The organism is Xenophilus arseniciresistens, from assembly GCF_028023875.1.
Lineage (GTDB): Bacteria > Pseudomonadota > Gammaproteobacteria > Burkholderiales > Burkholderiaceae_C > Xenophilus > Xenophilus arseniciresistens.
The window spans coordinates 90,905-116,285 of sequence record NZ_JAQIPB010000004.1; the positions used below are offsets into that span (position 1 = coordinate 90,905).

Consider the following 25,381-nt stretch of genomic DNA (forward strand, 5'->3'; position numbering starts at 1 on the left):
ATCGCCAGAAGACAATGGAACTCCCATCCCAGATCGTTTATCGACGTCTACTGACCAAGCTCAGCTTCAAGCACATCCAGTCTGTGGTGCTGACAGCCCAGTTCGGAAGCACGCACAAGGCAGCGGAGTTGTCTGGACTCAACCAGCCCAGCATCGCCAAGTTCCTCAATGCAGTAGAAGAACTCGTCGGCGAAGCGCTGTTCGAACGGCATGCGCGAGGTATGCGGATCACGCCGGCAGGAAGCGCAATGCTGCCTCTATTTAGCGGCATGCTCAGGCTTCTGGAGAACGGATCTCAGGCGTTGCACGCCGTACAGTCGGGTTCGACTGGAGCGCTCCAAGTGGCAGCATTGCCCGCCGCTTGCCGAGCGGGCGTTATGCGGGGCATCGCTGCTTTCATGCTCAAGCACCCCCAGTTCAAGCTACATATGGAAGAAGCAGGCTTGTCCCAGTTGAGGAAGTTCCTTGAGACAGGTGCTTGCGATGTCATCCTGATGAGACCGCCACCCTCCCTGCCGGACGGCTACCGTTTCGATCCCATTCTTCAAGACCATTCAGTCGTTCTTGCTCGGCGAGGGCACAGGCTGGAAGGTAGGAAAGGGCTAACCCTCGAGACCCTGGCGCGCGAGCACTGGCTGGTGCCTCCGCCAGGCATCACCAGCCGGATGATTTTCGATTCCTGGTTCGCCACAGTTCCTAACTACCCTGCAGTTGTGAACATTGCCACCGATTCTTTCTCGGCGCTGAGCGCCTTTGTCGCCGAGAGCGATGCCCTCCTCGTCGTACCGTTCAACTTTGCGGAGCCGGCCCTTTCCTCCGGCCGAATCGTCGCGCTAAACGTCCAGCGTCGAGAAGAATTACCTCCCCTCGGAATTGTTTGGCATCCCGAATCGGCCAGCGTCGCCACCGCAACCTTTTCCCGCTGGATGAAATCGGACGTCTGGAAGCATTGAGGTGTTCGACCTTGCTCAAGACTTCACAATGGGGTCCATGTGCGGTGTCTCGCTGACTTCGTGAACCGCCCCGGGGTAGTTCAATCAACTTCTGCACGGAAAGATGCTTTTTTCGCTGCAGTTGCAATGCGCTGATGAGCCGTGCACACGCGCCGACACGCTCGCGCAAAGTTAACACAAGGTTCGCGCGAGAACCGCGCGCCGTCCAAGGCGGTCCGCCAGCCCTGTTCGATGAGGAAGCCCACACGCGATTGCATGGTGTCGCGAATGCGTGCGCCGAAGTTGTAGTGCGAGATCGTTGGGATCTCTCGCAAGGCGCATTGCTGCGGTACCGGGCACGATGTCGTCAGATGGACATGCTTCGCTGCCGGCCCAAGTTCCATGTCACTGACGAACCAAGCACCACGACGCCGACCTGCTGGCCCAGCCGCTGCTCGATCACCGGCCGCCAGGGCACCAGGCTAAAGCTCATTCCGTCGTCGAGCATGGCGAAGCGACCGCTGGCGAGTTGTACGGACTGACGGTAGACACCGCTGGCTTGCTGGCCATCCTGTAACGGGCGATAAGGCTTGCCGGTCTGTTCCTGAAAGATGCGGCCCACGCTTGCCAACTCGCGGTCACGCAGGGTTGAGAGCAGGTTGCGTGCAAGAACGATGCGCTGGCCCCGCCGTTCGGCCAAGCCCTGCTCGCACAGGAACTCCACGCGTCGGTCCATGGCCTCACGTGCTTGCGACCCGAAACCCTGCGGCGCCAGCGCACGGCCACTGTCCACCAGTTGCCGGTCCAGCCAGGTCGTACCCATCGCGCGCACCTGCTGCTCGATGGGCAAGTGAGAGCGCTGCTCAATCACCGGGCCAGCCGCTCCTCGTGCATCGTGCTGCTGCGCCTTGGCCAGCAGATCCCCGGGAATCTTCCAGACCCCATCACGCAGGCGCTCCACCGCACCGCTGCGGCGCAGGGCTTCCAGGCGGCGCACGTGGACACCGACCGTGCCTCGTGGATCGCGGACACCAGCCTGCACGAGCTGGGCCAGATGGCCGGCCGTGTTGTATATGCCATCCCTCGTCGCCTCCAGAATATTGCGGTCCACCGCCTTCCCCTGCTGCGGCGGCCGGGCCTCCACAATGGCACCCATGCGCAGATCGCCGAGATCGGTGCCGGCCGGTAGCTTGAGGTAGTGCGCACGGCCGTCGATCCCATCGACCACCAGGTAGCCTCGGTCGTTGAGTTCATCGGCCAGGCCCTTGCCGGCGATGCGGCCGATGATGGGTGCGGCGTCGGCACGATCTGCGTCGTGCAGCACCAGTTCGCGCTGCTGCCCCTTCAGCGCCCGGCGCATGGTGTCCAGTGTGTCCTGCCGCTCGCCCAGGGCCGTTAGCGTGGCGGCCAGGCCCGGCTGGAGCTTCCAGCGGTGGGCCTCCACCCGAGAGGCCAGTCCCATGTTTTCGAGCCGCTGCAGCCGTGCGCGCAGGATGTTCTGGCGCTGCCGGTCCTGTGGATTGCCGGACAGGTCGATGTCGTCCGCGCCGACCTGGCGGATCAACGTGCGATCCAGGCTGGTCAGGCGCTGCTGGTCCACCTCGCGCAGCAGGCTCTGGCGCATCTCGGCCTCGGTACGCGGTCCCAGCCATTCGGTGGCGATCTCACTGGCGCGCTGGCGCATGCCGTGGGCCATGTAGTCCGGGGCGATGACCAGGTGCTCGCCGCTGGCGGTGCGCCCGTTCAGGACGATGTGGGTGTGCGGGTTGTCCGTGTCCCAGTGGTCCACGGCCACCCAGTCCAGCCGGGTCTCCAGATCGATCTCCATGCGGCGCATCAACTGGCGCGTGAAGCCCTTGAGGTCTTCCATCTCCAACCCGTCCTCGGCCGAGACGATGAAGCGGAACTGGTGACGGTCGGCCTTGCCGCGTTCCTGGAAGCTCTTCAGGTCCGCCGCATCGGTCTCAGCCCCGTAGGCCTTGCCTTTATGCCCATCGCGCGTGACGCCATCGCGCTCGATGTAGCGCAGGTGGACGGACACCGAGTTGGGGCTGGCGCGCTGCAGCACCACGAAGCGGCTCTTGATGATCACGCGCCGGGCGTTCGCGCCCAGCCGCTGGCCCGCCAGCGTGGCCGGCACGCGGCCCCGGCCGAAGGTGTTGGCGGGGCGCCAGGCATTCCTTCCGGAACCCTTGGCGCCAGCCTTGGACACCTCCTTCAACACCCGCGAAACGAAGCGCTGCGGCCGTGGCCCGGCGCGCGACTTCGGCGGCGAGGGCCGGAGGCGGAAACGGTCATCGTCACCCGAAGCCACGGCGAAGCCTCCAGCGCAGCGTGGCGCAGTCCAGGGCGAACGGCACGCGGCAAAGGCCGCACGGATGCGGTTTCCGGTGTCCGCGGGGCACGCCGGGCACCCCTCGCGGTGCCGCCGCGAGCCCACGTGCAGACTGGCTTGCAAGGGCTCGGCGTGCCGGCCCCTTTATCTGGCCCTCCGTCTTTGCCGATCGCTGGTGCGACCGGCCCCGACGGTCGGGCGGCGATCGTCTGCACGGACGAGGCGCGCCAGCCGCAGGCGGCGCAGCGAGGCGCGTGCGCTCCGGCTGCACGTGGATCGGCAGCGCCGATGCACGGCGGGCGGCAGTCATCGCGCGCTCCAAGTCCACATCGGCTGCGCGCGGCCGAGCACGGCCGCCGCGTCGATGGGACCGAAGTACCGGCTGTCGAACGACGCCGGGTTCGTCGCACTGAGCAGGAACAACTCGCCGGTGCGCAGCGCACGGCAGTGCGACCACACGGGCAGGCCACGGCCCAGGCCGTCGGCCTCGCGCGCGAGCGCCACCGGCACGTCATCGACGTAGACGGTGCGCTGCGCGAGGCACACGCGCTGCGGCGCGATCGCGCCGATGCGCTTGAGCAGCGGAACGCGTTCGGGCAGGTAGCCGCGCTGCGCAGCGAGGGCGGCGGCCCCGGCCGGCAGGCGGGCCAGCACGATGTCACCGACATGCAGCGCATCGGTCGACGCCGGCTGCGGATCGATGCGATACCAGCCGCGCGGCACGCTGTCGCTCGGGTTGTAGGCCCAGCGCACCGCAGGCGCGTGCAGCGCGGGCCCGGCGAGCGCAGCGAGGCCGAGGGTCGCCACCAGCGCGAGCAGGATACGATGCGCGAGCCGGTTCATCGCAGTAGCTCCCCGCGCAGCCAGGCCGCGTGCCGCTCGGCGCCGTAAGCCGGCAGCGGCTGGCGGGCGGCGAGGCGGTTGCCGAGCGTGCGCCAGTACGCGGGCGCGGCATCGGCCGGGTCGATGGCGAGCGCCTCGATGGCGTCGATCCGTTGCAACACAGCCTGCACCGCGGCTTCGCCTTCGGCGCGCAGCAGAATGCACGCGCCGGGTCGGATGCCGGCGATGCGCTCCATGCGCTCGCCCGACGTGCAGGCCTGCAGCACCATGAGCTGCCAGCGCGTCGTGCCGTAGTCGTTGGACTCCCAGCGTACACGGCTGAAGACCGCGCCTGGCGCGAAAGTCGCGCAGCGCCGCCAGCGGTCCAGGCGCAGTTCGCGCAGCGGCCGGCCGAAGCGCAGGTAGAGGTTGATGCGGCGCTCGAGGTAGGCGAGCGAGACGCGCGTCAGCGGCGTTTCGTGCGACGAACGCGACACGTCCGAAAGCACGTCGAGGCGTGCGATCGCCCGCAGGCCATTAGCCGCGGAAAGGTTCGACGGCGATGCATTCACGGCCGCTGCTCCGGAAACTCGCGCTCCAGCAGCGCGCGCAGCATGTCGGCCACCGTGATGCCGCGCGTGAACGCGGCCACCTTGATGCGCCCGCGCAGCGCCGGCGTCACGTCCAGCGTCAGCCGCGCGGTGTAGACCTCGGCGCGCGCGAGCGCCGCCAGGTCGTTGCCGTCGCCGGCGCGCACCCAGGCCTCGGCCTGCGGATTGGCCGGCGGCCGCGCTCCGATAGACACGCGCTTACCGTTCTTCATGCCGGGCCTCGCAACACCTCGGCGGCGAGCGCCGCGATCTCGCGCGCGGCAAGGCCGTCCTCGTCCAGTTCGCGCACCAGCCGGCCGGCGGCCACGCTGTCGGCGAAGGCGATGCGCTGGCGCACCTCTGCCGACAGCGCCGGCAGCGGCTGGTCGGCCAGCGCGCCCCGCGCCTCACGTCCGATCACGGTCGTGCTGACGCGCCGGTTGATGACGAAGGCCGCGCGCAGCGCAGGCCTGAAGACCTGCGCCTCGCGCACCAACGAGACCATCTCGGCACTGGCCCACACGTCGTAGGGGCTGGGCTGCACCGGGATCAGCACGAGGTCGGCGGCGAGCAGCGCGGAGCGCGCGAGCGCCGCGATGCGCGGCGGCCCGTCGATGACGACGTGATCGGCGCGGCGCGCGAACTCCGGCGCTTCCTGGTGCAGCGTCTCGCACGCCAGGCCGACGGCACCGAACAGGCGCGGCAGGCCACTCCGGCTGCGCCGCTGTGTCCAGTCCAATGCCGAGCCCTGCGGGTCCGCATCGAGCAGCAGGACGTTCCTGCCCAGCAAGGCCAGTTCGCCGGCCAGGTGCGTGGCGAGCGTGGTCTTGCCGACGCCGCCTTTCTGGTTCAGGAGCGCGATGATCATGGCGCGCTCCTGGTAGACCGGTTTTCGGTATTGGGCCTTGCGGGCCTCGCGCCATTCCTCGCGCTAGGCGTGCCGCCTGCGTGCCGTGCGCCGCCGGGGCTTTTCCACAGCGCGCGGCGCTCTCCTATCGTTAGGTTTTTATTAAATACGTTAGATACGTTAGGGATCGCGCAAGCCATTGTGGTGCAAGGATTTTTCGGCCATCCGCACGCCTGATAGCACGAGTCCGCTGCGCCTGATAGCACGAGCGGGCGCACGCCTGATAGCACGAGCCCGTTCACCGGCTGTCCACAGGCCATGCACTTTCGTTGAAGCTGCCGCCAGCGCGCAGCGGTGCCGCAGACGGCACGGGGCGAAACGCCAGCACCTCCGGCCCATGGCGCGAGCGCACGATGGCGAGCGCGTAGCCCGGCAGCGGCTGGCGCGCAACGATGCGCCGCAGGTCGCAGGCGAAGTCCGCAAAGCGGGCCAGGCTGCCGGACTTGCGGTGCAGGTGCGCGAACTCGAAGCGCCAGCCCTCCGGCTGCCAGCCGGCGTGCTTGCGCACCAGGCGGTACAGCCAGCGCTCGATGCCGCCGGTGAGGCGGAAGTAGTCGGCGTCGATGGTCAGCACCAGGCTGTCCTCCATCACGCCCGCATAGAACCAGTCGGGCAGGATCAATTCGACGCCCAGCGGCCGGCCCTGTCCGTCCGCGCGCTCCTTCCACTCGTTGATCCAGGAAAAGCGGTGCAGCCGCCGCGCATTGGGCTGGCGGATCGAGGTCGCCACGCTGGTGGACTGCAGGCGGTCGAGCGCAGCCTTGAGCCGCTGGTAGTCGCGCAGCGAGGTGCCCCGCCCCACAAAGCGCAGTATCTCGTGCGGCGTCGCGGCCATCAGCCGCGAGCTGCGCAGGCCCGCGTCGCGGGCCTCGACGATCTGGCTGGCGGCCCAGATCAGGATGTCGGCGTCCCAGATCGTCGCGAGGCCGTGCTCGGCCGTGCCTTCCACGCGCACCGTCACCGGTCCGGCGCGGAAGTCGATCGGCACGGTGCGCCGGCTCTTGGCCAGCGAGAAGAACGGGTAGGCCATCAGGTCCTGCACGTCGCGCGCGGGCATCTCGCCCGGGATGGCATGGAACAGTTCGAGCTGCTCGCGCTGCGGGTCGCGCGGGGCGGGCATCGGCGGCGGTGTCCATGGCGGTCAACGCCGGCCGGCGCGGCGCGCGCCGCGCAGCTCGACGTACTCAGGGTCGCAGGTGGCCTCGAAGCTGCGCTCATCCGCCCAGGCCTTGAGGTCGGACCGGGCGTACATCACGCGCCGCCCGAACTTGCGAAACCGCGGACCGCCGCCGATTACGCGGTGCTTCTCCAGCGTGCGCGGCGACAGCCGCAGAAAGGCGGCGGCCTCGTCGTTGGTCAGGTAGTCTGGCTGCGCCGTGGCCGCGGCGCTGTTCTGCGCAGGCTCGGGCGTCGATGAGGGTGCGGCCTGCGGCCGCAGCGAAGCAGGTCTCATGGAATGGGCCTCCGTCGGTGCTGGTCGCCGACGGGCGAAGCGCCGCCGACTGGAGGCAGTCTCAGGAAAGCCCGGCGTCCTGGGGACGGACGTTCGAGCGTCAGCCGGAACGTCCGTCCCTGGAGGTTTCCATCTGCAGTAGGCGCCGGTAGCCACCGTCCACGAGCGCTTGCCCACGGCGCGCGAGCCGGCGCACCTGGGCGCGCAATTCGCCCAGGTCGTGCCAGCGCTCGGCCACCGCGGCCGCGCCGAAGAGCGCCTGGGCGATCTCGCGATGCGTGGCGCCGACGGCCATGCCGTCGAGCGTCTGCAGGCTGCGCATGTGCATCAGCGCGATGCGGTCGGGCCGCTGATGTGCGTGCGCGTGGGCGTGGATGCCCGGCCGGGCGGCGTCGCGGCCGTAGTAGCCGTCCAGGCGCTCCATGGTGGCGGTGGCGGCACGCCAGCGCTCGCGCAGCCGTGCGCCGGCCGCCAGGCCGTGCGCATAGGGCATGCCATGCTCGAGTGCGGGAGACAGCGCCGCGCGCAGCGTGCCCTCCGGGCGGTAGGCCGTCAGCAGCAGGCGGTGCCCGTCGTGGGCGAGCTGCTTGCGCCCTGGCATGCGCCACACGCCGAAGACGGGCGCATCGGACGCCGCGGCCCCGTCCGGATGGAGCTGCGGCAGGCCGTCGGGGTCGGGCAGCCAGGCCGGCTGTGCCTGGCGCGCATCGCGCGCCGGGTCTTCAAGCAGGCGCAGGCCCCAGCGTGCGGCGTGGCCGGCTTCATCCTCGCTGCCGCGCGCGTGAAGGGCGTAGACCGCACAGTAACGCGGATTGCGTCGCAGGTACTCCCAGGCCAGCGCCGGCGCATCCAGCGTCAGGGCGTAGAGATACGCCGCAGGCGGATGCCAGTCGTTCGCACGTGCGCCCATGTCGAACCCTCCTTGCTCGAAGGTGGCGTCACGGGCAGCAGTCCGGTCAGTGCGGTAGCGTGCTTGTCTCGGTGTGGGGTGTCTGAATGGGTGGCAGGCGATGCCGCGTGCGGCTGCCCATGCGCCGCTGCGTCCATCATACGGACCCGGGAGCGTTCAGCGGCGGGCCGGCCGTCGACCGAGGTCCGCCAGCGTCAGTCGTTGATCGAGCCGTCCGCCTCGGCGCGGCGAACGTACTCGGCCAGCGAGCGCTGCGGCGTCCAGTGCGAATCGCGCAGCACCGACAGATTGCGCGGGCCGCGGATGTTCTGCAGGTCCGACAGGCGCACGTGATCGAGGCGCGGCGCGCCCATGCCGAGGTCGCACAGGCCGTAGGCTGTGTCTCCATCGGCCGGATCGAGTTGCACCAGCAGCCAGGTGGCGTGGGCGTCGGGCGTGAACAACTTGACCACCGGCCAGGGATCGGCCAGCGCGCCGATGGCAGCCGCCTTGCCGTTGTCGAGCAGTTGCCGCCGCTGCTCCTCGGTGACGAGCGCCGTCACCGACACCCTCGCCGGGTGGAGCCACCGCCCCGAGTCGGTGCAGAAACTGGCGGCCGTGTGCTGGTGGCGGCTACCGGAAAGAATTCTTTGGGGGAGATCATGTGCAGAACCCAGGGATCAGCATAAAGCGGGCCTGCGTGCGCGCAAGCGGGCTAACCCGGAAAAATGAATCCTATAGATTGTAGCCCTATAGATGTCCATGCGATGTCATCTTGGACTTGTCCCAAGTCCAATTGATGACTGCGAAGAACTCATTTCCCGCTGCCCTGCGTACCCTCCGAAAATCCCGCGGCCTGAGCCAGGAAGCATTTTCGGAGGTATCGAGCCGCACGTACATGAGTTCTCTCGAACGGGGCCTGAAGAACCCAACGCTCAGCAAGGTCGACGAGCTGTGCGAGGTGATGCAGGTGCATCCGCTGACGCTGCTGGCCTTGACCTATGGGCTCGACGCCAAGGGCGCGGACAAGCTGCTCGCCCGCGTGCAGCGCGAGCTGGCCGAGCTGCAGGAAGTCCCGGCAGAGTGAGCGTGGCAAGCGGGCGCCGCCGGCAGCGCCCTGCTCGCCTGCTACGTCACAATGCACCCGGCCAGGCGCGCGTCGCGCGCATAGGCGCTCAGCCGCTTCTCGGCCCGGAAGTACACGTCGCGCTCGACCGGCAACCCAAGGGGCCCACGCAAGTCCGCCACTTCGGCCAGGCTTACCCAGCCCATCTCGGGACAGCCCAGGCCGAGGTCGCATAGCCCGAAGGCATGGTCCGGTTCGTCGGGATCGACTTGCGTCAGCAGCCAGGTCGCGCCGGCATCGGGCGTGAACAGCTTGACCACCGGGGCGGGGTCGAAACCCCGCTCTTCGAGCGATTGCCGGCCGTTGGCCAGCAACGCGGTGCGTTGGTCGTCGGTGATGAGTGCGGTCATGGTCTTCTCCTTGGAAGGAATGCCGGGCGGGATTGCCCGGGACCGCGGAGAAGCACGGCGCAGCGCAGCCGTCACAGGTTCGACAGACGGCCGCAGGCCGCCAGCGTGCGCAGCACGCGCAGACCTTGACGGCGAGACCGGCGTGCTACGGTGGGTCCACCAGCAAGCCAGCCCTGTCGCCACTCCTGCCTTGGCTCGCGCTGCGCGCGAGCGCGTCAGCGATGGAAGCCCGAAGGGGCGAGACGCCCGCAGCGCAGCGAGGACGGCTCGATGCGCAGCACGACAGCGCGCCCCGGCCACGCCGGGGGACGCCCGGATTCACATATCGGTGCAGAAGCCCGAACCCTCGAAGCCACCTCCGTTGCAAGACACGAAGGCTCGAATCCGCTTTCTCACGAAGCCGTGCAAGCACGATGCCGCACTGGCGAATTCACGCGCATGCGGGGAGCCTCGAAAGAACGAAAGCGGCTTTCCTTGCAGCAGCAAAGCCACGAAGCCGCTTTTACGGAAAGCCGCAGACACACCAGGCCCTCGAGTCGCGCATCACGGCCCGGGTCACCGCGCCAGGCTGATGTGCTGGCAAACGTGCCAGCGCCCCGCCGGGAGGCGGGGCGCTGGGGGTAGGTGGCGTTCAGTCGCCCTTGCTGCGCGACCAGATCAGGTTGTGCGTGCCGTCCTCGGCCTCGACCAGGCGGGCGTAGATGGTCGCCGGGAACGACGGGTCATCGAGCGTCACCGACAGGTAGGGCCGGTCCGCCTTGCTGATCTTCTTCCACGCCGCGCCGATCTCGAAGTTGCCGGCGACGATGCGGTAGTCGGGAGCGTTCTCGCTCTCCTTCTCGTTGGGGACCAGCTTGACCTTGACGTTGAGCGTCAGGGTGCGCACGGTGCCCGTGAAGCCGTTGTTCTGCGCGGTGAAGGTGCCGATGTTGGCCATGATGAAACTCCTTGCGGTTGGTTGACTGGTCGCGCCCATCGCGGCCTTGTCGGTGATCCGGTAGGGCGAGGCACGGGCGGGCTGCACCCCTGAGCACAGCGAAGGGGCCGCAACAGCGTGGAGGACCGGGAGTGCCCGAAGAAATCTGTCTCGCGAGGAAGCCGCACCGCGGCGGGGAAATTTGTTCGGGCCGGACGGTTGCTGCCATGAAGCCCGAGGCGTCAGCCGGTGCATCGCCAGGATTCACGACAAGCCAAGGCCGCCCTGGGCGGGACTGCCACCGCAAGGGGTCATGGCCGATGCACCGCCCCGCGAACACCGCCGGCACCATGCGCACCCCAACCGCCGCCACGGTCAGTCCCCAACGCGAGCGGGCCGCTCCCGCACACATCGTTGCCGGCAGCTTCAGCGCGGCGTGGAAGGACACGGCGAACCGGCCCGGGGTGAATGCCCGGACTCGGCGTCATCGAAGGCTGCTGCTGGTGTCGGGACCGGACGCGCAACCTGATCTGGACGGGCGGCCCACGGCGGGGCGGCACACTCCGGCGCGCGCCGCCCGGCATGGCTCAGGGCGCCGGTTCCCGCAGCGCGGCAATCTTGGCCGTGATGCGCGACTCGATGGTCTGCCGCGAGGTCGCCACCAGCGTAACGACGGCCTCGCAGACGACTTCGTGCGCATCATGCGCACGCACGCGGAAGGTGATGCTGCGGTCGCTCAGTCGCTCGACCCATCCGCGCAGCCGCAGTGGCGAGCCTGGCGGGATCGGCCCCAGGTGGTCGATACGGATGGAGCGCCCGACGACGACTTCCACCTCGGCGTCCGTGAGCCGCTGCACCTCGCGGATGCACACCGACTCGATGACCGCGACCAGATAGCCGGTCGCCAGGCACTCGATCAACTGCTCCGCGTAGTCGCGGCCGTGCGGCAGCCGCGAGAAAAGAGACCGGGCGGTCTGGTCGGCCGGGACGACGTAGGACTCCTCGAAGAAGACCGAGCTGACTGCTTCATGGTTCATGGGTGCGTGGTGGCGAGAGGACGATTGCCTCCGATCCACCGATGCTCCCGTGCAGTGGCCGGGCCGCAAACCCGCTGCGGCGTGCACTGGCGCGCTGCGGCGGGCTTGCGGCCCGGCTGGATGTGAAAACGCGCGCGGCACACCTGCCGCGCGCGTCGCGCTGACTTCGCAAAGCCCCGGCCGGCGAGGCCGGCCAGGGCTTGCCGCGTCAAGCGGCTTCGGCCACCTCCTGCGCCTCGTCGGCGTTATTGTCAGCGGGCACCGCCGCATCCTCCTGTGCTTCGGCCTGCGCTGCGACGGTTTCCGTCACGGCTTCCGGCGCGCGGAACATCGCGGGCAGCCAATCGCTGCCTGCGGCCAGCCGCTCGGCCTCGGCCGCGATCTGCGCCTTCTTGAGCTTGCCGAGCCGGTGCACTTCGCCCGGCGCGAACACCTGCACCGCTTCCAGCGCCTTGGCCTTGGACACGTGCTCGAAGTAGCCCGCAGCGGTCGGGGTCCACCACTGCCCCATGTCCAGGCCCACGGCCTGCGCCAGCAGCGCGGCGGGCCGCTCGCCTTCGCGCGACGTGATCGCGCTGACCGTGAAACCCACGCACAGCGCCAGCAGCGACAGCAGTTCGGACTGCGGCATCGCCAGCAGCTCGGCGAACAGCGCTTCCGAATCCTCGGGCAGCCGCTGCGCCCACGCCTCGCGCACTTGGCGCATGCCCGTGGCGGCCGGGGCTTCGGCCACGTCCGGCGCGTGCTGCTCCAGCCGGTCCTGCGCATCGGCGCTGAGGTGCAGCGGCGAGCCCCGGTAGCCCTCCAGCACGATGCGCTGCGCGAGCCGGTGCACCACTGCCACCAACGCGACATGCGGATGGCGGGCGACTTCGGCCTGCAAGGCGGCAGTGCGGTGCGCCGACAGGCGGCGTGCCAGCTTCTCGGAGATGGTCAGCGCGGGCGGCTCGTCCTCGGCGTGCTCGGGCTTGTCGGTCCCGTCCGCCTCGCCTGTCTCATCGGCCTCGGTGCCGCACTGCTGCGCGCGCAGCGCCTTGGCGTCTTCCTCGCGCACCAGCCCGCGATGTACCACCGGCGCGCCCTCGGCATCAAGCGACACCACGGCCCCGGCCATCGGCACCACGCCCACCGGGTAGACCAGCAGCTTGCGCTCGATGGCGTCCAGGTCGTTGTCGATCGCGTCCATCGCATCCTGCAGGGCCTGCGCCTCGTCGTCGCCGATGGCTTCGTTCTCGTCGTCCAGGCGCTCCTGCAGCTTGGCCTGCTCGGCTTCCAGTCTGGCGATGCGCTTGGCCTCGGCCTTGCCCGGCTCGTGCCGCGTGGCGCGCACGCGCTGGAAGCGGTGCAGGTCGGCATAGGTCGCACGGGGCGCCACGTCCACCCAGCCCCAGCCCTCGGCCCGGATCTCGCCGGCCATTGCCGCAAGCCTGTCGCGGGCCAGCGTGTCCAGCAGCGCGGCATCGGCCAGGAACACGCCGCTGTGCTCATTGGCGAACAGGTCGCGGCGCGTGCTGCCGCCCGCCTGCTCGTAGGCGTCCAACCCGACGAACCGGGCCACCGGGTCGCGGCCCGCGTCGATTTCCTCCTGCGTCAGGTGATCGCGCAGCGCATCCGGGCTGCGCTGCCACTGCGGCGAGTCGTAGAACGCGGCCTCCTGCGCCGCGTGGTCATCGGTGATGGCAAGGGCCATCAACTGCTCGAGCGTCACGGCGTCGGCCCGGTAGTCGGCCAGCAGCCGGGGCGAGACATTGGCGAGCTTGAGCCGGCGCTGCACCACGAGTGGCGTCACGCCGAAGTCGGCTGCAATGTCCTCGACGGCGCGTCCCTCGGCCACCAGCGAGGCGAAGGCCTCGAACTGGTCCGCCGGGTGCATGGCCTCGCGCTGCACGTTCTCGGTCAGGCTCACCGTGCGCGCGGCCGCATCAGGCACCACGAGGCACGGCACTTCGTGGTCCTTGGCGAGCTTGCGACGCTTGACCAGCAGCTTGAGGGCCGCGAGGCGGCGCCGGCCCGCCACCACCTCGTGGTGCTCGCCATCGGGCGAGAGCACCACGGTGAGGTTTTGCAACAGGCCCACGCGCGCGATGCTCGCGGCCAGTTCGGGGATCGACGTGCCGCCGTTTTTGCGCACGTTGCGCGAGGACGGGCGCAGCCGCGACAGCGGGATCAGCAGCAGGTCCTGGCCCGCGCCGATGGCAGCCACGGTCTGCACGGCGGCAGCGATGGCGGTGGTTTCGTGAAGGGTTGCGGTATTCATGGTGAAACTCCTATCGAATGAAGAAACGGAAAAGCCAACGGGGGAAGAAATGGAGGGGCCGTGTTGGCGTGAAGGCCCCTGCGCGAGGGGTTCAGGCCTTGAGGCGCTGCATTTCGTCGGCAAGCAGCCACAGCGCGCGGTTCAGGCGCAGGTTCTGGTCGATGCCCTGCGCCGGCCGGGTGTGCTGGCGGCGGCCGTTGGCCGCGCGCGCGGGCAGGCCGCCCCGGGTCAGGTTCTCCTGCGTGCGGTTGAACACGCTCCACAGGTCAGGGCGGTTGTCGTCCAGGCGGCGCGGGGCCAGCAGCTGCGCCTCGGTGATGGGCGCGGGCCTGTCGGGGTCGTCGTACTTGAGGGTCAGCGCGGCACGCGCGAACACCTCGGCCTCCCGGTCGTCCAGGGTGATGGACCGCATCGCATCGCGCGAGGCCTGCGCCTGCCCGAAGCCGTGCAGCACCTCGTAAGCGCCCTCGATGACGGCGTTGGCCACGTCGCCCTTGTGCGGCACGCGCACGTCCGCCACCGTGTCGCCGCAGACGAGCCCGTTCGTGCAGACGAACCGCAGCATCCCGGCCAGCATCTGGTAGCTGCTGGTGCCGTCGTGCGAGTTCAGCAGGATGATTTCGTTGGCCTCGCGGCCGTTGATCTGGCTGGCGTGGCGCAGCCGCAGCATGTGCTTGGTGAAGTCGCGCCGCCCTTCCTGGCGCACGCGGGTCTGGCAAACCATGAAGGCCTCGAAGCCCTCGGCGCGCAGCTTGTGCAGCACCGTCGCGGTGGGGATGTAGCTGTAGCGGTGCGAGCGGCTGTCGTGCGGGGCCTGCGCGAAGATGGACGGGGCCACTGTCCTGATCTGGTCGTCCGACAACGGATGTTCGGAGCGCAGCACCGGCGAATGCGGTGCGAAGCGGGAAGCGAGTTGCATGGTCTTTCTCCAATGGAAGTTGGCTGTTGAACAACCCCCACCGGATTCCTAGATTCGGAGCCCTCTTCGGACTCCCCGGTGGGGTCGGCGCGAAGACCCAGTGCGGCCTCGTTGCCACCGTCTTTCCTGAGTTCATCGCCCGCGACGGAAGGGAGACCGCGGCCGGTGGCCGTCAAGGAAGAAGCGCCGGGTGCTGGGGCGGCCCGCAGCGAAGCGAGGACACGGCCCGGCGCGCCTTGACGGCCACCGGTCGCGGGCTACAGTCGCGGACAAAGTGATGGGCTCAGGAAAGACGGCGAGCGCGGCAACGGTCGCTATCGGCGCCGGCACCCCGCAAGCGAAGCGCGCAGCGCCGCCAGGCGCGAAGGCCGATCAGGCGCAGCCTGTTCGGCGGTCTTGCAGGGGCGCCAAGCGCAGCGCGGCGGGGATGGGCCGCACGGCCGATCCCCTGGAGGCAAGCGCAGCGCGCAGCGCCGCAGGCGCGAAGGTGACCGATGGCGTGCAGTCGAATGGACGTCGCGGCAAAGGCGGCGCGCCGCGCCGCCTGATCACCCGATGACTCAGGTCGCCAACACGCGCTCTACGATGACGAGCGTGAACAACGAGACCCCACACCAAAGGAGCACCGATGGAAGAAAAGCTCGTCCGTGAGTTCTTCGAGCGATACCAGGACTTCTTTCGACAAGGGCTGAAGGACGAAGCGGACATGGAGCAAGTCGCCTCGTCCTATGCCACCGCGTTCATCGCGGCCTCGCCCGCGGGCGTCAACGTCGGCCAGAACGACGAACAACTGAAGCAGGTCATGCGGCAGGGGTTCGAGCGGTATCGCCAGATCGGCACAAAGGACATGGCCCTGCGTGGCGTGCGCATCAACCCCATCGACGAACACCATTGCCTTGCGCACGTCGCCTGGACGGCGACCTATGACCGGGGCACGGCCCCGGATGTATGCATCGACTTCGACGTCCACTATTTGATGCAGCAGCTCGACGACGAGCCAAAGATCTTTGGCTGGGTGTCGGGCGATGAGCAAGCACTACTCAGGCAGCAGGGCATCCTCTGACTCCAGCGAAGCGCGCAACGCCGCCAGGCGCGAAGGCCGATCGGGCGCAGCCTGTTCGGCGGTCTTGAAGGGGTGCCAAGCACAGCGCGGCGGGGATAGGCCGCATGGCCGACCCCCTGGAGGCAAGCGCAGCAAAGAAAAAGCGCCGTGCCCGCGACAAGCGGGCACGGCGCGCGAGGCCTCCGTGAGCGATCAGTCCGCCGTCGGCGACACCATCGCCTGCAGTTGCTCGATGACGCCCGGCTCGACGAAGACGCAGGCCTGGCTGGCCTCGATCGGCACGTTGAACAGCTGGGTGAACACGTGGCGCTTGACGTGCGCCAGCCGACCCGTGCGATAGGCCTGCTCGGGCCTCAGGCGACCACCCGGCGAGCCGCTGCGCTGCGGGTCGCACTCGACCAGCGCGACGAAGCCCTCATCGGCCAGCTTCTGGTGTTCTGCGCACAGGCCCCAGCCGGTCACCGTGTGGCGCTCCATGCTCGCGCGCAGGCGCCTGTCCAGCAGCAGGTTGCCAGTGTCGAAAGCCACGCCGCAGACCAGGCAGACGTGTTGCTCCATCGAAACATGCGATTTGTCGTTCATGACGATCTCCGGTTGCTCGGGCGGAATTGCCCGGAACCGTCGCCAGCACGGCGCAGCGCAAGCAGTCAGGGGTCGCAGACGGCCGAAGGCCGCAAGCGCCATCGGCGCGCAGCCCTTGACGGCGAGCACGCCGTGGTACGGTGAAGGGGACAGCAAGACCGTCCACAGCCCCTCCAACGAAGGCGCGGACGGACAGCGCAGCGCGCAGACCCCGTGCTCCGCAGGGGGCCGGAGGCGTCGGGGATCAGCCCTATGGTCGCGATTGGCACGAAGCGCAGGACGCAGCCCGTGAGCCCGACGGCGGAACGCAGGCATATCTCATGGCGTGACAGTGATACGACATCGGCCGGGCACGCCCTATTACGCCCGACGACGCTGCAGCGGGTTTGCCACTCTTGCGAGAAGGAGCAGTCTTGCAGCATCAGGAACGCTCACGAAGGTGCAACCCATGCCGCATGTCCAGGACACCACGACAGCCTTGCCCGAGCCCGAACCGGCCTTCTACCGCCTGGCCGACGTCGTCCGCATCACGGCCCTGAGCCGGTCCAGCATCTACCGGCGCATCGCTGCCGGCGAGTTCCCTCCGCAGGTGTCGCTCGGCGGACGAGCGACTGGCTGGCGCCGGGAAGCCCTGAAGGCATGGATCAGTGACCCGTCGGGGTTTCGCCCACTGACCACCTGCGAAGTGCAGCGCACCTCGTCAGGCGCCCATGTCCGCCATGTCTCCTTAGCTTCAGGCCAGCCCGCAGCCCATGCGAGGACGAAGTAACACCCGCACCACGTGACTTGGCTCACCCTTCACAGAATACAAATCAAAAACTGTAAAACATATTTACTGCTTATAATGCGTAAATTTCAAATACAGTCTGGGGTTTGTATGCCTGGATTCACGGTGCGCACGGCAGATCAGCTGCCCGCCCTGCTGCAAGCTTTCCGCAAAGAGACCGGGCTCACACAGAGCGACGTGGCCTTGCGCTTGGGCGTGACCCAGCAGACCTATTCGGCGCTGGAGCGCAACGCCGAGAACATCGGCGCGGCGCGGTTGCTGAAGCTATTGGGCATTCTCGGCGTCGAGATGGTGCTCGACAAGCCGGTCCCCGACGCCGCGCCCGCATCAGGCAAGCCCTCCACCGACAAGCCAAGCTGGTGAGCCATGGGACGCCGCTCGCACAAGCGCTCCCTGGGTCTCTGGATGAACGGCGCCGTCGTCGGCACCTGGAGCCTGGCCCCGAACGCACCGGACACGCTGCAATACGACCCCGCGTGGACTCAATCGGAACAAGGGCGCGCGCTGTCTTTGTCCCTGCCCTTCACCCCGGGCAACGCGCCTCACCGCGGCGACAAGGTCCGCGCCTACTTCGAGAACCTGCTGCCCGACAGCAAGGACATCCGTGAACGGATCGCCCGCCGCTACCGCACGGGCTCCACCGACGCCTTCGACCTGTTGGCCGAGATCGGCCGCGACTGCGTGGGCGCGCTGGAAATCCTGCCCCATGGCCAAGCATCGACAGGACTCGCCCCCCTGCAAGCCGAGCCCCTGAGCGAAGCGCAGGTCGCCGAAGTCTTGCGTGGCACCACGACCCCGAACACCCTGGGCATGACGGCCACCAACGACGATTTCCGGATCTCCATTGCGGGCGCGCAGGAAAAGACCGCGCTGCTCCATCACGACGGGCAGTGGTGCCTGCCCCGGGGGAGCACGCCCACCACGCACATCCTCAAGTTGCCCCTGGGGCTGATCGGCGGAATGAAGATCGACATGCGCAACTCCGTCGAGAACGAGTGGCTGTGCGCGCTGATCCTGCGGGAGTTCGGCCTGCCCGTGGCGGCCTGCATGCCCATGCAGTTCGAGGACATGAAGGCGCTGGTGGTCGAGCGCTTCGACCGGGCCTGGTGGGATAGTCCTGCAAGCGACCGCCGTCTCGTTCGCCTTCCGCAGGAAGACCTGTGCCAAGCCACCGGCACTCCTTCGGAAGCGAAGTACGAAGCCGATGGCGGTCCGGGCATGGATCGCATCCTGGACGTGCTGGAGGGTTCGATGGCGCGGGAGCAGGATCGCCGTACCTTCTTCCAAGCTCAAGTGCTGTTTTGGATGCTGTGCGCCACGGACGGCCACGCCAAGAACTTCAGCCTGTTCTTGCGGCCGGGCGGGCGGTACCAGCTCACGCCGCTTTACGACGTGCTGTCGGCCTATCCGGTGCATGGCGAGGGACCGGGGAAGATTTCACCGTTCAAGGCCAAGATGGCCATGGCCGTGCGTTCCAAAAACGCACACTGGAAGATGCGGGACATCTTGCGCCGGCACTGGCTCGCCTTGGGCACTCGCCACGGCATCATGACCGAGGACGGTCGAGAGGTTCAGTTCATCCTGGATGACCTGATTGCACGAACGCCCGGGGTGGTGGCTGCGGTGCGGGCAAAGTTGCCGGCAGACTTCCCCGAGCAGGTAGCCGACGGCATCCTGGATGGCTTGCGGGATGCCGCGAACAAGCTCGCAGGCCAGGACTGAACCCCAGCGAAGTGCGGCTCAGTCAACGATGCTTCCCAGCAGCGAACCACCCCAAATTGGCACGCTGGCTTGCATCTGCGTGCGCAGGCTTTGATGACCTGGCAGTAAATTGCGCACATGACTTCTTGGGAATTTTGTGCAATGCATAGCTTCAGTGTCGAGGCCCCTGCCATCCCAATAGTCTTTGACTCGGAAGCATGCGTCGAAGTGCACACCGGCGCCTTGCTCACCTCGGATGAGGCTACGGTCATGCAGCTTCGCTTCGACGTAAAGCGCTTAATTAAGGAAGACCGAGCGAAGTACCTGTGTCCGGAGTGTTTTGTCCCGGTTTCCTTGGTGTCACGTAAAGAATCACGGCGCTTTTTCTTCCGGCACTTGGTGGAAGACGGCCGCTGTAGCGCCGTCACTCGTGGGGAACTCTCTCAATCCGATATCAACGCACGCAAGTACAACGGCGCAAAGGAAAGCTTTCTCCATCGCGAGATGAAGCAGTGGCTTGCAGACTCCCTTCGGGCGAGTGGACTGTTCACGGACATCGCGCAGGAGGCCCGATGGACAGGGCCTATCACAGGGGCATGGCGCAAGCCCGATGTCAGCGCAATGTATGGAGAACTAAAGATCGCCTTCGAGGTCCAGCTCTCCACCACGTTCCTGGATGTCATCGCCGAGCGATGGTCCTTCTATCAGAAAGAGGGAGGCCTCGTCATTTGGGTATTTGCACGCTTTGACGATGAGCGCCGCCGGCTAACGCAGGACGACCTGTTCTTCCTCAACAACCAGAACGCGTTCGTCGTTTCCAAGGGCACAAGAGACGCGTCAGTTGCTGCCAATGACTTTCTCATGGACTGCACGTGGGCCGAGCCTGCGCTGCCACATATCGCGCCAACCTTAGGCCACGCGCGTATTTCTTTCTCTCAGTTAACGCTCGACACCGAGCGTCAGCAGGCCTACTACTTTGACCATCAAGGACTGAAGACCCAACTCCAAGCGGACTTGGCGGAAGAGCGTCGGAACTGGCCAGCCTATTTTGAGGAATGGTGGCTGGAATTGGCCAGCCGAAAGTCTTCACAGGAGGAACAAGAAGACGACGTTTGGCGGTTCCCTGAAAGCTCGCCCATTCATTGGAACGATTGGGGGATGCTGCAAGAAACTTGTCTAGCCGCATATGGGAGAGAGCAATCGCGGCACTTGCCGGTGGCCATGCTGAATGTCTTCTACTCGGCCAAGCACGGCAAGCCCATCGGCATCCGACGGCGGCACTTCATCGAGGTCGCGCACTACGTGGTCGAGTCGTACCCAAGATATCTTCGCTGGTTCCGCCGAGCACTCGAGGTCTTCGAACGCGGCCCGCTCCTCGCAGAGCAGGACCAAAGCGGGAAATGGGCAATCAAAGTCAAGCGCTACAAGCAGGCGATGAAGAACAGGGACACTCGTTACGACGTTGACGAGACGCATAGGCAGCTTTTCGAGTGGCTGTTCCCAGAACTCGCCCCGTTGCCCCGACAGACCGGCGAGTGACGAGTTTGAGCACGCATTGCTGTAAGAACCAGTCTGAAGGCTATGGGGAGTGCTGGTCAGCCATGTCATAGGCCAAGGACGCTACGACCGCTTCGCAAAATCCCGAGCCGGCCGGCCTTCTATTGCCTCAACGACGTGATCCGCTCACGGCCCTGAGTCACTCCAGCATCTACCGGCGCGTCACCGGCGAGTTCCACTCAGACGTCGCTCGGCGGACTAGCGAAGGGTGGCGCCGGGAAGCCCTGCAAGCGTGGATTGGCGATCCCTCGGGCTTCCGTCCGCTGACGAACTGCGAAGTTCAGCAGAGCGCATCGGGCGCCCGGGTGAGACGCGTCGCAGCCCCCTGACCTCACGCCATTCAGAGCAGTCGGTCAGGCAGCGCCCTGGGCTGCCGCCCGCAGCATCGCTGGCGCCAACCCGGCACGCAGCCCCGTAATGACGTCTGCCAATGGCCTCGGGTCCATATCGTTCTTCCGAAGGAACGTCTGCCACAGCGCCTGGCGCGACGGATCGTTCGCGAACTGGTCGCTCAATCCCACGGGAGGCGAGCGCGGCACCATTGTTGCCCGCCGCGCGAAGGTCGCGGCAATGGCCTTTGCCAGCATGTCCGCGTCCAGGGTCTCACGGCTCAGCAGCACCGACAGATCCAGATAGTCCTTGAGTCGGGTGTTGGTCATGCCCAAGATGGCAATCGCATGCAGCTTCTCTGCAACGACGGTGTACACCGGATAGGTGCGCAGGTGCGGTGCCGGCAGGTCGGCGATCAACACCGGGTAGACCGCATCCACCGGGCCGGGCGTGACCGCGTCACCGAAGCCGACATCGATCTGTGTCTTGCACCGAGCCTTGGCAATGTCCGCAGCGATCAGGACGCGTGCCCCGGCATAGCCGGCATCTTTGCGGATCTCCTCCGCCTTGACCGACGCCGGATCGAAACGGATGCCATCGTCCACCGCCATGCCGGCGATGTCGCGGAAGACCTCCGTCACCGACGCCAGGTCGCTCGCGCCGAACCCGAGCAGGTCGGCATCGCGCGTCGCCCGGTGCGGCATGTCGTACCAGAGTGTGAAGAGCAAGGCGCCCTTGAGCAGAAAGCGATCGGCATGCGCGGACTGCCCGAGCCGGTACAGCATGCGCTCCAGCGCGAAGCGCACCAGCACCTGGTTGAAGTCCACGCCCTGCGCCTTGGCGATGTTCAGCAGACGTGCTCGCACTGAGGCCGCAAGATCCTTGTTCATCCGATGGCCTCCAGATACGGGCGCATCACGTTGGCGACGCGACAGATCTCGGCGTAGTGCCAGAGCTCGTCTGCCGTGGCCTTCTTCTGCGTCCAGGCATCCCTCAGCGCCTCCAGGGCCACATCCAGCCCGATCTTGTGGCGATGCTTGAAACAGTCGGCCACGGTCTTGGCCACGCCGTAGACGCGCAGCGGGACCTGGTCGCGCACCACCACCTCGACGCCGGCCGTGTAGGCCTCGCCCGAAAACTGAATCATCCTGACGGGGGGATAGTCGAGCCGCGGCACATGGCTGCCGCGCGGCATGGCAATCCATACCTGGCGCGGCAGTTGCGTGGTCAGTTCGTGGAACTGCAGCGCCGTGAGCAGACAGAACACGGCCCGAGGAACCCGGGCAGCGACGGTTGCCAGGCTCTCGTGTTCGGACCCCGGGGACTCGGGCAGGCGATACAGGCCACGTCCGACCCGCTCCAGTTGGCCCGCGGCAGTCATGCGCGAGAGGACCACCCGAGGTGCCTCAACGGCATCCAGGTCGCTGGAGCGCAGCACCCCCTTTCGGGCAAGCAGGTCGAGAACGCGCTGAGCGTGGCTGTCGGGCAGCATGACCCGAGTATGTTCCATTTTGTCGTCGAATTCAAATATCTAACGAGATTACGGAACATTCCAACGACAAGCCGTGGAGACGGGCCTCGTGCAGCGCGATGACCGCTCGCAAGCTCAGGACGTCACCGCAGAATCTTGTCCATCGTCTTGCCTTTGGCAAGTTCGTCGATCAGCTTGTCCAGGTACCGGATTTTCTGCATCAGCGGGTCCGGCACGTCCTCCACGCGAACGCCGCACACGACGCCCTTGATGAGCGACACATTCGGATGGATGGCGGGCGCCTCGGCGAAGAAGGTTGCAAAGTCGCTGTGCTGGCCGATGTGCCACTCCAGCCCCGCCTGGTCATAGCCCGTCAGCCAGCGGATGATCCGGTCCACCTCGTCCTTGCTGCGGTTCTTGCGTTGCGCTTTCTGAACGTACATCGGGTACACCTTGGAGAACGCCATGGTGAAAATTCGATGCTCGGCCATCACCATTCCTCAAGCCGCGTGCGCCAGTGTGGTTGGGGTGAGCGGCTGCACCGCGAGCCGCAGACCCATCGCCTTGAGGATGGCGGTCAGGCTGCTCAGGGCAGGATTGCCCTTTGGCGACAACGTGCGGTAAAGCTGCGTCGGGTTCAGGTGCGCCTGCCCGGCAATCACCTGCACGCCGCCCACGGCCTGCGCGAGCTGACGCAGCACAATCATCAGCTCGGCCTGGTCTCCGTCGGCCAGGATGCTGTTGATGACTTCGAGCGCGAGCGCCGGCTCGCTGCGGTACAGCTCGGCCATCGCGTCGTCATGGGGTCTGCTTCTCATCGTCCGATTTCCGTCGCCCGCCGTCAGGTACTGTTCGATTCGGTAGGAATTCATCCTCGTTTATAAACGAAGAAAATTCAAGTCACCGAAACAAGCGTTGCCGATGTCCACATCGTCTCCACCTTGGCGGCGCCGTACTGAGTTGAAATGTCCCTGCGAAATCAGGCAGGATGGGCCTGCTTGGTTCTGGGTTGGGTAAAGCGCAGCACGCTGTCCGCCTCATCCTGCAGAGGCATCTTCCCCGCCTCTAGGTCATCCAGGAAATCGGCCCACTGCTGCACCATCGTCTTGCGCTGGACCAGGAAGACCGCGCGGTCGTAGCTGCCGCCCAGTTCCTCGTCCGACACGTGCGCCAGGTGGCGCTCGATGACGTCCGGGTCCCAGCCCAGGTACTCCCGGATCATGGTCCGCGCGGTGGCGCGGAAGCCGTGGCCGGTGATCTGCTCCTTCGTGTCGTAGCCCATCGTGCGCAAGGCCGCGTTGATGGTGTTGTCGCTGATGTAGCGACTCTTCTCCGAACGGCGCGACATGCTGCGGAAGATCGGCCCCACCGGGCCCGTCAGCGGATGCAAGTCCCGAAGGATTTCCATCGCCTGCCGCGGCAGCGGCACCAGATGCGCCGGCGTGCGGCTGTCGCGCTTCTGCCATTCGCGCAGCTTCATCTTCTCGGGCGGGCAACGCCACAGCTCATCATCGAGATGGATGTCCTCCCATTCGGCAAGGCGCAACTGGCCAGGGCGCTGGAAGATCATCGGTGCCAGCCGTAGCGCGCAGCGCGTGATGAAGGCACCGTTGTAGTCGCGGATGTCACGCAGCAACTGCCCGAGTTGCGCGGGATCGGTGATGGCGGCGTAGTGCCGGCTGCGTGGCGCCGGCAGGCCGCCGGTGTTCTTATTGACGAAGTTCCTGGCCGGCTCCAGGGCACCAACGTCCACCGCGTACTGGTACACGTGCTGCACCGCCTCGCGGACGCGCTGCGCAGTCTCCAAGTTGCCGCGGTCCTTGATGCGGTGCAGGCATCGCACGATTTCGGTCGGGGCAATTTTCTCGATGGGCCGGTCACCAACCCAGGGGAAGGCGTGGATCTCCAGGTGCCGGATGACCTTGTCGGCATAACCGCTCGACCATTGCCTGTCCTTCCTGGCGCTAGCGACCCAGGCGCGCGCCAGCAGTGCGAAGGTGTTCAGCGCCGCAACACGCTCCTGCTCTTCGCGCTGCCGACGCACTTCCTTGAGGTCCTGTCCGCTCGCGCGCACGCTGCTGGCCTCGTAGGCCTTGGCGCGCGCCTGCGCCAGCGTCACGGCGGGGTATGGCCCGAGCCCGAGCTTGATGGTCTTTCCGTCCTTGTCGTAGCGGTAGATCCATGCCTTCCCATTGCTGCGCACGCGCAGGAACAGGTTGTCGCCATCGTTGAGGAAGAACTCCTTCGGCCCCGGCTTGGTCGCCTTGATTTGCGTCTCGCTCAGCAGTCCCATCTCGTACCCCGTACCCCCGAGGGGCGTTTTTCATGGGATCACTCTAGGGGACGGTGCGGGGTACGGGCAAATCGGGGATGTAACGGAACAAGTTGGGACGTTGTGAGCGAGATTTCGGAGCTAAGTCCTTGTCGCACAAACAAAAACGCCTAGTCGGGAGGGACTAGGCGTAGAAGGGATGGTGGCCTGGGACGGAATCGAACCATCGACACGCGGATTTTCAATCCGCTGCTCTACCAACTGAGCTACCGGGCCTTTTGGCTTTCTCCTCTGAGTTCTGCGTCAGCATCATCAGCGGAGCCTCGCATTATATGGCGTTTTTGCGGCCGCGCGAGAGGTCCACGCCCAATTGTTTGAGTTTTCTGTAGAGGTGGGTGCGCTCCAGGCCCGTCTTCTCGGCCACGCGGGTCATGGAGCCGTTCTCCATCGCGAGGTGGTATTCGAAGTAGGCCTTCTCGAAACCATCGCGCGCCTCGCGCAGCGGTCGGTCCAGGTCGAAGCTCTGCTGCGATTGCGGGCCCACCTCCTGAACAGCCGTGACGGGCGGCAGCGCCGCAAGCAGGCTGGCACTGCCGCTGGTGACCACGGGCGTGAAGCTCTGGGTGGGTGGCACCACGGCGGCCGCGGCACGGCGCGCGTCTTCACGCGCCAGGCCCTGCTCCACCGACTTCAGCAGCTTCTGCAGCGTGATGGGTTTTTCAAGGAACGCGAAGGCGCCGATACGCGTGGCCTCCACGGCCGTGTCGATGGTGGCGTGGCCGCTCATCATGATCACGGGCATGCCCAGCAGGTTGGCGGCCGACCACTCCTTGAGCAGCGTCACGCCGTCGGTGTCGGGCATCCAGATGTCGAGCAGCACCAGATCGGGTCGGGCGCGCTGGCGGGCGGCGCGTGCTTCCGAGGCGTTCTCCGCCAGCTCGACGTTGTGGCCTTCGTCGTTGAGGATTTCGAAGAGCAGGTCACGAATGCCCAACTCGTCGTCGACCACGAGGATGTTTGCCATGAATGAAGTTAGTTCCTTGCTGTGCGTCTGCCTGTGCGCGTCACCGGCAGGGGTTCGCGCC

The 25,381-nt window shown here is 66.8% G+C and carries 28 protein-coding genes and 1 tRNA gene; 7 read left to right on the forward strand and 22 right to left on the reverse strand.

Annotated elements, in window-relative coordinates; genetic code table 11:
• Positions 1-14: 14 nt before the first annotated feature.
• Entirely contained in the window at positions 15-953 is a 939-nt protein-coding gene (locus PGB34_RS12085) for a LysR family transcriptional regulator (RefSeq protein ID WP_271428349.1), read from the forward strand.
• Positions 954-1,299: 346 nt separating this feature from the next.
• Here PGB34_RS12085 and PGB34_RS12090 read toward each other — a convergent pair whose 3' ends face one another.
• From PGB34_RS12090 to PGB34_RS12130, 9 genes are all read right to left on the reverse strand, one after another.
• On the reverse strand, positions 1,300-3,246 hold the full coding sequence (locus PGB34_RS12090) for a DUF3363 domain-containing protein (RefSeq protein WP_271428350.1): 1,947 nt from the start codon (positions 3,244-3,246) through the stop codon (positions 1,300-1,302).
• A 327-nt stretch (positions 3,247-3,573) separates the two neighbouring features.
• Positions 3,574-4,110 carry a S26 family signal peptidase gene (locus PGB34_RS12095; RefSeq protein ID WP_271428351.1) on the reverse strand — a complete coding sequence of 179 codons (537 nt, stop codon included), beginning with the start codon at positions 4,108-4,110 and terminating at the stop codon, positions 3,574-3,576.
• Positions 4,107-4,622, reverse strand: a complete 516-nt coding sequence (locus tag PGB34_RS12100; RefSeq protein ID WP_271428387.1) for a DUF2840 domain-containing protein — start codon at positions 4,620-4,622, stop codon at positions 4,107-4,109. Before PGB34_RS12100 ends, PGB34_RS12095 begins: the two co-directional genes overlap by 4 nt.
• A gap of 35 nt (positions 4,623-4,657) precedes the next feature.
• Positions 4,658-4,912, reverse strand: a complete 255-nt coding sequence (locus tag PGB34_RS12105; protein WP_271428352.1) for a chromosome partitioning protein ParB — start codon at positions 4,910-4,912, stop codon at positions 4,658-4,660.
• Positions 4,909-5,547: a ParA family partition ATPase gene (gene parA, locus PGB34_RS12110; RefSeq protein WP_271428353.1), complete on the reverse strand. Its 639-nt coding sequence runs from the start codon at positions 5,545-5,547 to the stop codon at positions 4,909-4,911. Before parA ends, PGB34_RS12105 begins: the two co-directional genes overlap by 4 nt.
• Before the next feature lie 277 nt (positions 5,548-5,824).
• Positions 5,825-6,706: a replication initiator protein A gene (locus PGB34_RS12115; protein WP_271428354.1), complete on the reverse strand. Its 882-nt coding sequence runs from the start codon at positions 6,704-6,706 to the stop codon at positions 5,825-5,827.
• Positions 6,707-6,727: 21 nt separating this feature from the next.
• A complete protein-coding gene (locus tag PGB34_RS12120; protein WP_271428355.1) occupies positions 6,728-7,039 on the reverse strand; it encodes a helix-turn-helix domain-containing protein in 312 nt (103 codons plus the stop codon).
• 100 nt (positions 7,040-7,139) lie between these two features.
• Positions 7,140-7,949, reverse strand: a complete 810-nt coding sequence (locus PGB34_RS12125; RefSeq protein WP_271428356.1) for a DUF2285 domain-containing protein — start codon at positions 7,947-7,949, stop codon at positions 7,140-7,142.
• Between the two features lie 194 nt (positions 7,950-8,143).
• Positions 8,144-8,491: a DUF2958 domain-containing protein gene (locus PGB34_RS12130; RefSeq protein ID WP_271428357.1), complete on the reverse strand. Its 348-nt coding sequence runs from the start codon at positions 8,489-8,491 to the stop codon at positions 8,144-8,146.
• Between the two features lie 236 nt (positions 8,492-8,727).
• On the opposite strand from PGB34_RS12130, the gene PGB34_RS12135 reads away from it, so the two are divergent.
• Positions 8,728-9,015 (forward strand): helix-turn-helix domain-containing protein, encoded by a 288-nt coding sequence (locus tag PGB34_RS12135; protein WP_271428358.1) that lies wholly within the window; start codon positions 8,728-8,730, stop codon positions 9,013-9,015.
• A 41-nt stretch (positions 9,016-9,056) separates the two neighbouring features.
• Here PGB34_RS12135 and PGB34_RS12140 read toward each other — a convergent pair whose 3' ends face one another.
• The 5 genes from PGB34_RS12140 to PGB34_RS12160 form a co-directional block, all read right to left on the reverse strand.
• Positions 9,057-9,404 carry a DUF2958 domain-containing protein gene (locus PGB34_RS12140; protein ID WP_271428359.1) on the reverse strand — a complete coding sequence of 116 codons (348 nt, stop codon included), beginning with the start codon at positions 9,402-9,404 and terminating at the stop codon, positions 9,057-9,059.
• A 631-nt stretch (positions 9,405-10,035) separates the two neighbouring features.
• Complete coding sequence (locus PGB34_RS12145) at positions 10,036-10,341, reverse strand: DUF736 domain-containing protein (protein WP_271428360.1); 306 nt, start codon at positions 10,339-10,341, stop codon at positions 10,036-10,038.
• Positions 10,342-10,907: 566 nt separating this feature from the next.
• Complete coding sequence (locus PGB34_RS12150; protein ID WP_271428361.1) at positions 10,908-11,357, reverse strand: thioesterase family protein; 450 nt, start codon at positions 11,355-11,357, stop codon at positions 10,908-10,910.
• A gap of 208 nt (positions 11,358-11,565) precedes the next feature.
• A complete protein-coding gene (locus PGB34_RS12155) occupies positions 11,566-13,614 on the reverse strand; it encodes a ParB/RepB/Spo0J family partition protein (protein WP_271428362.1) in 2,049 nt (682 codons plus the stop codon).
• Between the two features lie 91 nt (positions 13,615-13,705).
• Complete coding sequence (locus tag PGB34_RS12160; protein WP_271428363.1) at positions 13,706-14,533, reverse strand: DUF932 domain-containing protein; 828 nt, start codon at positions 14,531-14,533, stop codon at positions 13,706-13,708.
• A gap of 628 nt (positions 14,534-15,161) precedes the next feature.
• Between PGB34_RS12160 and PGB34_RS12165 the strand changes: the two genes are divergently transcribed.
• Entirely contained in the window at positions 15,162-15,596 is a 435-nt protein-coding gene (locus tag PGB34_RS12165; RefSeq protein WP_271428364.1) for a nuclear transport factor 2 family protein, read from the forward strand.
• Positions 15,597-15,788: 192 nt separating this feature from the next.
• Here the strand turns inward: PGB34_RS12165 and PGB34_RS12170 are convergent, their stop codons facing one another.
• On the reverse strand, positions 15,789-16,178 hold the full coding sequence (locus PGB34_RS12170; protein ID WP_271428365.1) for an ATPase: 390 nt from the start codon (positions 16,176-16,178) through the stop codon (positions 15,789-15,791).
• Between the two features lie 448 nt (positions 16,179-16,626).
• On the opposite strand from PGB34_RS12170, the gene PGB34_RS12175 reads away from it, so the two are divergent.
• The 4 genes from PGB34_RS12175 to PGB34_RS12190 all read left to right on the forward strand — a co-directional run bounded on the left by PGB34_RS12175 (position 16,627) and on the right by PGB34_RS12190 (position 20,205).
• Positions 16,627-16,947, forward strand: coding sequence for a helix-turn-helix transcriptional regulator (locus PGB34_RS12175; RefSeq protein WP_333909029.1), 321 nt, complete (start codon positions 16,627-16,629; stop codon positions 16,945-16,947).
• Positions 16,948-17,055: 108 nt separating this feature from the next.
• Complete coding sequence (locus PGB34_RS12180) at positions 17,056-17,328, forward strand: helix-turn-helix domain-containing protein (RefSeq protein ID WP_271428366.1); 273 nt, start codon at positions 17,056-17,058, stop codon at positions 17,326-17,328.
• A gap of 3 nt (positions 17,329-17,331) precedes the next feature.
• The gene (locus PGB34_RS12185) at positions 17,332-18,687 is read left to right on the forward strand and encodes a type II toxin-antitoxin system HipA family toxin (RefSeq protein ID WP_408647875.1); all 1,356 of its coding nucleotides are present in this window, start codon (positions 17,332-17,334) and stop codon (positions 18,685-18,687) included.
• A gap of 141 nt (positions 18,688-18,828) precedes the next feature.
• Entirely contained in the window at positions 18,829-20,205 is a 1,377-nt protein-coding gene (locus tag PGB34_RS12190; protein WP_456300865.1) for a DUF6035 family protein, read from the forward strand.
• Between the two features lie 371 nt (positions 20,206-20,576).
• On the opposite strand, the gene PGB34_RS12195 is transcribed toward PGB34_RS12190, so the two are convergent.
• From PGB34_RS12195 to PGB34_RS12225, 7 genes are all read right to left on the reverse strand, one after another.
• Positions 20,577-21,443 carry a nucleotidyl transferase AbiEii/AbiGii toxin family protein gene (locus PGB34_RS12195; protein WP_271428369.1) on the reverse strand — a complete coding sequence of 289 codons (867 nt, stop codon included), beginning with the start codon at positions 21,441-21,443 and terminating at the stop codon, positions 20,577-20,579.
• Positions 21,440-22,045 (reverse strand): type IV toxin-antitoxin system AbiEi family antitoxin domain-containing protein, encoded by a 606-nt coding sequence (locus tag PGB34_RS12200; RefSeq protein ID WP_271428370.1) that lies wholly within the window; start codon positions 22,043-22,045, stop codon positions 21,440-21,442. Before PGB34_RS12200 ends, PGB34_RS12195 begins: the two co-directional genes overlap by 4 nt.
• A gap of 122 nt (positions 22,046-22,167) precedes the next feature.
• The gene (locus PGB34_RS12205) at positions 22,168-22,491 is read right to left on the reverse strand and encodes a DUF2200 domain-containing protein (protein WP_271428371.1); all 324 of its coding nucleotides are present in this window, start codon (positions 22,489-22,491) and stop codon (positions 22,168-22,170) included.
• Between the two features lie 33 nt (positions 22,492-22,524).
• Complete coding sequence (locus tag PGB34_RS12210) at positions 22,525-22,842, reverse strand: helix-turn-helix domain-containing transcriptional regulator (RefSeq protein ID WP_271428388.1); 318 nt, start codon at positions 22,840-22,842, stop codon at positions 22,525-22,527.
• A 161-nt stretch (positions 22,843-23,003) separates the two neighbouring features.
• Positions 23,004-24,317 (reverse strand): tyrosine-type recombinase/integrase, encoded by a 1,314-nt coding sequence (locus PGB34_RS12215; protein WP_271428372.1) that lies wholly within the window; start codon positions 24,315-24,317, stop codon positions 23,004-23,006.
• A gap of 179 nt (positions 24,318-24,496) precedes the next feature.
• Positions 24,497-24,572 (reverse strand) — tRNA-Phe (locus PGB34_RS12220).
• Between the two features lie 52 nt (positions 24,573-24,624).
• On the reverse strand, positions 24,625-25,320 hold the full coding sequence (locus PGB34_RS12225; RefSeq protein ID WP_271428373.1) for a response regulator: 696 nt from the start codon (positions 25,318-25,320) through the stop codon (positions 24,625-24,627).
• Between the last annotated feature and the right edge of the window lie 61 nt (positions 25,321-25,381).